This window comes from Bradyrhizobium sp. P5_C11_2 (genome assembly GCF_054049755.1).
Genome location: NZ_JBFULT010000477.1, coordinates 1 through 5,899, shown reverse-complemented (window position 1 = coordinate 5,899; position 5,899 = coordinate 1). Strand labels below are relative to the sequence as shown.

Genomic DNA, 5,899 nt, shown 5'->3' with positions numbered 1-5,899 from the left:
TCCTCGCGCTGGCCGTGCTCTCGATCGCGCCCGCCCTCGCGCACGAAAATCACGGCCACGAATCCTTCTCGGCCGGCGAGCCCGGCGATCCCAGGAAGCCGGCCCGCACCATCGAGATCGCGATGAGCGAGATGTCCTATGAGCCGTCCAGCATCACCGTCAAACGCGGCGAGCAGGTCCGCTTCGTGCTGCGCAATGTCGGCAAGGAGGACCACGAATTCCTGCTCGCCACCACGAAGGAGAATCTCGCGCATGCCGAGGTGATGAAGAAGCACCCGCACATGGAGCACGACGACCCGAACGGGGTCCGGCTCGCCCCGAGCAAGACGGCCGAGATCCTCTGGAAGTTCACGAAGGCCGGCACGTTCGAATTTTCCTGCCTGATCCCGGACCATCGCGACTACGGCATGGTCGGCCGCGTCACGGTGAAGTGAAGCAATGGAGAGAGCCATGAAATCGATCACCCGCATCGCCGCCGCGCTCGCGCTGACGCTCGGCCTGATCTTCGGTGCCGCCGCGGCGCAGGGCGCCTCGATCAGCGGCGAGGTCAAGAAGATCGACGAGAGCGCCGGCAAGATCACGCTCAAGCACGGGCCGGCCAAGAGCCTCGGCATGGATGAACCCATGACCATGGTCTACCGCGTCAAGGATCCCGCTTTGCTCAAACAGGTGAAGGTCGGCGACAAGGTCACCTTCGAAGCCGAAGAGGCGGCTTCGGGCTACACGGTGACGAAGATGGAGAAGGCGAAGTAGGGGCGCTTTGCCACCTACCCCGTCATTCCGGGATGGTCGGCAGGACCAAACCCGGAATCTCGAGATTCCGGGTTCGGTGCTTCGCACCGCCCCGGAATGACGACCCGGGAGGGCCGAAACACCCCGGTCTGACCTCCCGCCGCACCCTCCGTTAACCCTTTGCTAACCATACACCCGGCAAGAATTGCCGGGTGAAGTCGAGTGTCGTCAGCCGCGTAGAACGGGAGGTCCCCCGTGGACGCCAGTGCGGTGCCTCACTTTCGGAACGGCGGCCCCTCGGYCGCCGCGCAGACATTTGGGGCGCGCGGCCGGCAGTCGCGCGGGGAGGCAGCTACCATGGTCGACGTCACCGCGGGACAGGGCGTAGGCGGCACAAATGCCGGCTTCCCCACCCTCACCGAGATCGGCAACATCCTCAGGCGCGGCGACATCGCGCTGGCGCTCGGCGTCCTCACCATCCTGGTGGTGCTGATCCTGCCRCTGCCCGCGATCGTGCTGGACCTGTTCCTGGCGATCTCGATCACGCTCTCGATCCTGATCCTGATGACGTCGTTGTTCATCCAGGCGCCGCTGGAATTCTCGGCCTTCCCGACCATCCTGCTGATCTCGACCATGCTGCGCCTGTCGCTCAACATGGCCTCGACCCGCCTGATCCTGTCGCACGGGCACGAGGGCACGGATGCCGCCGGTCACGTCATCGAGGCCTTCGGCAGCTTCGTGATGGGCGGCAATTTCGTCATCGGCATCATCGTCTTCGCCATCCTGATCATCGTCAACTTCGTGGTCATCACCAAGGGTTCGGGCCGCATCGCCGAAGTCGCCGCGCGTTTCCACCTCGATGCCATGCCCGGCAAGCAGATGGCGATCGACGCCGATCTCTCCGCCGGCCTGATCGACGAGAAGGTCGCCAAGGAACGGCGCAAGGAGCTGGAGGACGAGAGCGGCTTCTTCGGCGCCATGGACGGTGCCTCCAAGTTCGTCCGCGGCGACGCCATCGCCGGCCTCCTGATCGTCTTCATCAACGTCGTGGGCGGCATGATCATCGGCGTCGCACAGCAGGGCCTGTCCTTTGCCGATGCCGGTCGCAGCTACACGCTGCTGACCGTCGGTGACGGCCTCGTCACCCAGGTACCGGCGCTGATCGTCTCGACCGCGGCCGGCCTGCTCGTCTCCAAGGCGGGCGTTTCGGGTGCGGCCGACAAGGCGCTGATGAAGCAGTTCTCCGGCTATCCGCAGGCGCTGGCGATGTCCTCAGCGGTCATGCTGGTGCTGGCGGCGCTGCCGGGCATTCCGACCCTCCCCTTCCTCGCGCTCGGCGCCGGCGCCGGCGCGCTGGCCTGGTCGGCGCGCAACCGCAACCGTGCGACCGCCAAGGCCGACGAAGTCGCCAAGGCCGCGCCCGCACCGGGAACGCCCGGCGCGGCGGGAGCCGCCGCATCCGAGGAGCCGATCTCGGCGGCGCTCAAGATCGACGACCTCAAGATCGAGCTCGGCTACGCGCTGCTGCCGCTCGTCAACGGCCCCGACGGCACCGACCGCCTCACCGAGCAGATCAAGGCGCTGCGCCGCTCGCTGGCGATCGAGATGGGCTTTGTGATGCCGTCGGTGCGCATCCTCGACAACGTCCAGCTCGAGGCCAACACCTACATCATCAAGATCAAGGAGGTCGACGCCGGCACCGGCAAGATCTGGCCAAACCAGTTCATGGTCATGGACCCCGGCGGCAGCCAAGTGCAGGTGCCCGGCATCCACACCACCGAGCCGACCTTCGGCCTGCCCGCGACCTGGGTTGACGCCAGCCTCAAGGAGGAGGCCTCGCTCAAGGGCTACACCGTCGTCGACGCCGCGACCGTGCTCTCCACCCACCTCACCGAGCTGCTCAAGGCCAACATGTCGGACCTGTTGTCCTATGGTGAAGTGCAGAAGCTGCTCAAGGAGCTGCCGAAGGAGCAGGGCGAGCTGGTCAAGGACATCGTGCCGGCGCAGGTCACCGTCTCCGGCATCCAGCGCGTGCTGCAGCATTTGCTCGCCGAACGCATCTCGATCCGCGACCTCTCGACCATTCTCGAAGGCATCGCGGATTCGCTGGCCTTCTCGCGCAATCCCGCGACGATGGTCGAGCACGTCCGGGCCCGGCTGGCGCGGCAGATCTGCGCGCAAAACACCTCGTACAACGGCTATCTGCCGCTGATCGCGCTGTCGGCGCGGTGGGAGCAGGCCTTTGCCGAATCCATCGTCGGCCAGGGCGAGGAGCGCAGCCTCGCCATGCAGCCCTCGAAACTGTCGGAGTTCATGACCGCGGTGCGCGAGGCGTTCGAGCGCGCCGCCCGCGAAGGCGAGGCGCCGGTGCTGGTCACGTCTGCGGCAATTCGTCCGTTCGTGCGCTCGCTGGTCGAGCGGTTCCGCGCCCAGACCACGGTGCTGTCGCAGGCTGAAATCCACCCTAGAGCGAGGTTGAAAACGGTCGGAAGCGTCTGATTTGCCTTAAGAAGCCGTGTGTTTTTCGGCCACAGGCAAATGGTTTTTGAGTTCCTGGCGCCTTGTCGACCAAATCCGGATGAGGCGCCTTACAAGCACATTACATCTTTGAAATAATTATAAAATCACACGATCAAGGGTCGCTTTTGATCGCGACTCTTCACGTCCTTTCACGCTCTTGTGATCGCCCCTTGGGAACGAATCCCCCCAATACTAGGTTGTTGGGCACCGGAAGCATGAACCTGCCTGAACAGGGCGGCGACTACTTCGGGTAGATGGCGGCAGGAGCCTTCCATGAACCACTCGATTTACAGCGCGGATCGCTCGACCCACCTGAAGATTGTGGTCGTTGCGCTCGTGGCCGGGATCGCGGTGGCGGGCTTCGGAATCAGCGCGCGCTCGGGTTCGGATGAAGGCTTGACCCAGACCGCACGCGTCATCAAAGCCGGCAAGCCGGTCGCTATCACCAGCTCGAACGCGTCCCTCGTTCGCTAAGGAGATCTGACGAGTTTTTTGAATTCACGCGGCTCTTTACCAGCCCCCCAAAGTCGCCACGTGGATATGTAGACGACCCCAACCCCAAGTCGACTACAGAAAGCGCCCGCCCCCCACGGGCGCTTTCTCATGTCTGGGGTTGGGTAGATGGTGGGACCGCATTCTCGGTGTCGTCCTGGCGAAAGCCAGGACCCATACCGCGAGGTCTCTCGAGAGGGCGAGGTTGCAATTCTGCACAACGAGTCTTCGCCAAACTACTTCCAGGGGTAATGGGTCCTGGCTTTCGCCAGGACGACGGCAGGGCATTCACCGCGCCCCATAGGTCGGCGGCGGCGCCTGCACCGTCGGCGCGGCCGCGGCGAACAACTCGGCCTTGCTGCCGGTCAGCGGCGGATAGATCCGCTTGCGGTTGATGGTCTGCTTGGTCGCCTTCGCGGCTGCCCCAGTGGTCCGCACCTCCCGATCCCATCCTTCCGTGTAGAGCGCGCCCCAATCGCCGAGATCGAGCACGGTCACATACCAGTCGATCCGCAGCGGCAGCATCGGCAGGCCGGCGAGATCGGCCACCACATTGTGGCCGGCGAAGCGGCCCATCGGGCGGGCGAACTGGCACGACATCACGGTGGGATGCAGTCCGTCGACCACGCTGGACGCAACGTCGCCGGCCGCGAACACGCCGGGCAGATCCGCAACACGCATGAACGGATCGACCAGCAGGCGCCCGAAGCGATCGCGCTCGCCCGGAAAACTCGCCGCGAGCGGGCTCGCGCGCATGCCGGCGCACCAGATCACTGTCTGCGTGTGGATGAACTCGCCCGAACTCAGGCGAATGCCGGCAGCCTCGACCGACACCACGCGGACGCCGAGCCGCGTCTCGACGTCGAGCGAGGACAGCGCCGTCTCGATCACCGGGCGCGCGTGCGCGCCGATGGTCGCGCCGACCGCGGGATTGGGATCGACCAGGATGATGCGGCGGCTGCCGGTGATGCCCGCACGCGCCAGCCTGTCGGGCATCTCGGCCGCGACCTCGATGCCGGTAAAGCCGGCGCCGACCACCACGACCGTCGAACGTCCGGGCGACGGCGCGCTGCGTCCGAGCGAGGCGAGATGGTCCTCAAGGCGGAGCGCCGCGACATAGGTGTCGACATCGAAGGCATGGTCGGCGAGGCCCGGAATGGCGGGACGCATCACCTCGCTGCCGAGCGCAAGCACGAGCCGGTCATAAGCCATCATCTCGTCGCCGGCACTCGTGACCAGCGATATTTCGCGCCGGACCGGATCGATCGCCTCGACCTCACCGAGGCCATGGCTCACTCCGATCGGATCGAGCAATTGCGGAAGCGGAAGCGCGACCTCGCCGAGATCGACCTCGTAATTGCGCACGCGGATGTTGTGATAGGGATTGCGGTCGACGAGGTGAATGTCGATGTCACCGGCTGCGCCGATCTCGTCGCGCTTGCGCGCGGCGCCGATGGCCGCCCACAGGCCTGCAAATCCGGCGCCGAGCACGACGATACGCGCCATGTCCGTTGACTGCGTTGTCTCGAGGGATCGATAAGCGATCGAGCTGTCTGCCCGCGGACAGGTATAGCTCATTTGGCCGGACGGACCAACTGCGGCAGCACCGATCGCAAGACGAAATCGCGAGCGGCTCAGGCCTCGCGCTGCTCCGACGGCGTCGCGCCAAAGCGCTTGCGGAAGGCGCGGTTGAAATAGGACAGGTCGGAGAAGCCCGACGAATGCGCGATGTCGCTGATCTTGCGCGCCCTGGCGCGGGGATCGCCAAGCAGCTTCCGCGCCAGCAGCAACCGCTGCTCYAGCACGAATTCGGTGAAGGTCGTGCCGGCCTGCTCGAACAGGCGCTGCGCCTGGCGCGGGCTCAGGCCGGAACGCGTGGCAACTTCGGACAGGCAGAGATCGTTGCGGCCGAGCGCGGCCATCACGTCGGCGCGCATGAGATCGAGACGCGCTGCCGCATGTCCGCGCCCGCGCGCCAGGCTTGCATGCTCGGCATCGGTGCCGAGCAGGAGGCCGACGAGATCGACCATGTGCTGCGCGGTCAGGCGCTGACAGACAGCGTCGAGATGTGGCGCGTGATTGGCGGCGAGCGCGTGATAGCGAAAAATGGTCTCGGCCACCGCACCGTCGGAGAGACCCTGCGCCAGCTTGTCCT

General features: G+C 65.6%; 6 protein-coding genes. 4 read left to right on the top strand and 2 right to left on the bottom strand.

All coding sequences use genetic code 11. From position 1 onward, the window contains the following. The 4 genes from ACXJL8_RS31500 to ACXJL8_RS31485 form a co-directional block, all read left to right on the top strand. Positions 1 to 434, top strand: a 434-nt coding sequence (locus ACXJL8_RS31500; RefSeq protein WP_456686192.1) for a cupredoxin domain-containing protein, incomplete at its 5' end; no start/stop codon positions are given. Positions 435 to 450: 16 nt separating this feature from the next. After that, positions 451 to 753 carry a copper-binding protein gene (locus ACXJL8_RS31495; RefSeq protein WP_456621710.1) on the top strand — a complete coding sequence of 101 codons (303 nt, stop codon included), beginning with the start codon at positions 451 to 453 and terminating at the stop codon, positions 751 to 753. Positions 754 to 1,089: 336 nt separating this feature from the next. Then, complete coding sequence (gene flhA, locus ACXJL8_RS31490; RefSeq protein ID WP_456621711.1) at positions 1,090 to 3,231, top strand: flagellar biosynthesis protein FlhA; 2,142 nt, start codon at positions 1,090 to 1,092, stop codon at positions 3,229 to 3,231. Between the two features lie 294 nt (positions 3,232 to 3,525). Beyond that, positions 3,526 to 3,726, top strand: coding sequence for a hypothetical protein (locus ACXJL8_RS31485; protein ID WP_456621712.1), 201 nt, complete (start codon positions 3,526 to 3,528; stop codon positions 3,724 to 3,726). 306 nt (positions 3,727 to 4,032) lie between these two features. On the opposite strand, the gene ACXJL8_RS31480 is transcribed toward ACXJL8_RS31485, so the two are convergent. Together ACXJL8_RS31480 and ACXJL8_RS31475 are read right to left on the bottom strand one after the other, a co-directional pair. Next, entirely contained in the window at positions 4,033 to 5,250 is a 1,218-nt protein-coding gene (locus tag ACXJL8_RS31480) for an NAD(P)/FAD-dependent oxidoreductase (protein WP_456621713.1), read from the bottom strand. Between the two features lie 128 nt (positions 5,251 to 5,378). Then, positions 5,379 to 5,899 (bottom strand): helix-turn-helix transcriptional regulator (locus tag ACXJL8_RS31475; protein WP_456686191.1); only part of this gene is annotated, 521 nt, incomplete at its 5' end.

Excerpts from the sequence above, each read along its gene's own strand:
- ACXJL8_RS31495 (WP_456621710.1), top strand. The coding sequence starts at position 451 with ATGAAATCGATCACCCGCATCGCCGCCGCGCTCGCGCTGACGCTCGGC.
- ACXJL8_RS31485 (WP_456621712.1), top strand. The coding sequence starts at position 3,526 with ATGAACCACTCGATTTACAGCGCGGATCGCTCGACCCACCTGAAGATT.
- ACXJL8_RS31480 (WP_456621713.1), bottom strand. The coding sequence starts at position 5,250 with ATGGCGCGTATCGTCGTGCTCGGCGCCGGATTTGCAGGCCTGTGGGCG.